The 1,601-nt window shown below is 65.0% G+C and carries 2 protein-coding genes; both read left to right on the forward strand.

Annotated features, from left to right (window positions below; all coding sequences use genetic code 11):
• Positions 1–562 (forward strand): helix-turn-helix domain-containing protein (locus LJ738_RS21085; protein ID WP_227788331.1); only part of this gene is annotated, 562 nt, incomplete at its 5' end.
• Positions 562–1,464, forward strand: coding sequence for an IS3 family transposase (locus tag LJ738_RS21090; RefSeq protein WP_227788332.1), 903 nt, complete (start codon positions 562–564; stop codon positions 1,462–1,464). The genes LJ738_RS21085 and LJ738_RS21090, both read left to right, overlap by 1 nt.
• Positions 1,465–1,601 lie beyond the last annotated feature (137 nt).

Consider the following 1,601-nt stretch of genomic DNA (forward strand, 5'->3'; position numbering starts at 1 on the left):
TGTCTCGTCCGGCCAGAGCTATACACTAGTTCTGAATTCCATGAACGAGCGTAGGCCGCGCAAAGAGCGCCAGAAATATGAGATTTATCCAATGGCCGTCCGGCTGGAAGTCGTGCGGTTGGTGGAGTCGGGCCACTTGCGCCGGCAGGTGCAGCAGCAGTTTGGGGTGAGCCATGCCACGGTATGGAAGTGGCTTCAACTCTACGGTTCGCCCGTATACCACCAAATGAAACAACCCCGGTTCACGCGCGCCCAGCGGCAGCACATTGCCCGGGAATTGCTGGACGGGCGCCTGCGCGAAGACGAGGCCCTGCTCAAGTACGGGCTCCGCCTGAAAAAAACCCTGCGCGAATGGGTCGCCGCTTACCAGGCCGAACAGGCCGCCGACCCGCCCCCGGGTGCCGTCCCGTCGGCCGCGGAAGCCGGCGCCCCGGCCGGCCTGGCCGCGCAGCTGCGGCAGGCGCAGTGGCAAATCGAGGCGTTGCACACGCTCATCGACCAAGCGGAAGCCACCTATCGTATTGACATCCGAAAAAAGGGTGGTGCCAAGCCGTCGAAATAATGCGCCGGAAGTACCCGCACGTGGGTGTGGGCACGCTCTGCGGACTGTTTGGCAAGACCCGAAACGCATTTTACGACCACCAGCGCCGGGCCACGGCCCAGGCGCTGCTCGACGGCCTGGTGCTGGCCCTGGTGGCCGACCTGCGCGAGGCCTTGCCACGCCTGGGCACGCGCAAGCTGCATTTTTTGCTGTTGCCGCAACTCGGCGCGTTCGCGCCCCGCGTGGGCCGGGACTACCTCTTTGCCCTGCTGGCTGGCCACGGCCTGCTCATCCGCCGCCGCAAACGGCGGGTGGTGACCACGCACACCTGCCTGCCCTTATTTCGGCGACCGAATCTCATCGAACACCTAACTGTCAGCCGGGCGGAGCAGGTCTGGGTCAGCGACATCACCTACGTGCGCCTGCTCAGCGGCTGGAGCTACCTGAGCCTGATTACCGACCTGTATTCCCACAAAATCGTGGGCGCGTGCCTGCACCCGGACCTGTCGGTGCGCGGCACGCTCGCCGCGCTGCAGCAGGCATTGGGGGCCCGCACCCAGCCGCAACGACCGCTGATTCACCACTCCGACCGGGGCTTGCAGTACGCCGCCCGCGAGTACGTCGGCCTGCTGGAAAGCCACGGCGTGGCCCTGAGCATGACCCAACGCGGCGACCCGTACGAAAACGCCGTGGCCGAGCGCATCAACGGCATCCTGAAGGACGAATTCGGCTTGGGCAACACCCTGCCCGGCTTTGCGCAGGCCGACGCCCTGGTGGCACGGGCGGTGCGGGCCTACAATGAGCTGCGTCCGCACGGCAGCTGCGACTTTCTGACCCCGAGCCAAGCCCACGAGCAGGAAGGGCCGCTGGTGCGCCGCTGGAAAAATTACTATCAGCCCGCGGCCAGCCCGGCGCCCACTTGACACCTGGTCCAAGCGGCGGAAATAAATCCGCGGCGTATCTTCCTCACCTGTAAAGTCCAATCCGGATTACCAACCCGGCCTGTAAAGCGCAGGCCGGATTATCACCCCCACCTGTATAGCTATAGCCGGACGAGACA

The organism is Hymenobacter plasmatis (assembly GCF_020711255.1).
In the GTDB taxonomy this organism is placed as follows: Bacteria; Bacteroidota; Bacteroidia; order Cytophagales; family Hymenobacteraceae; genus Hymenobacter.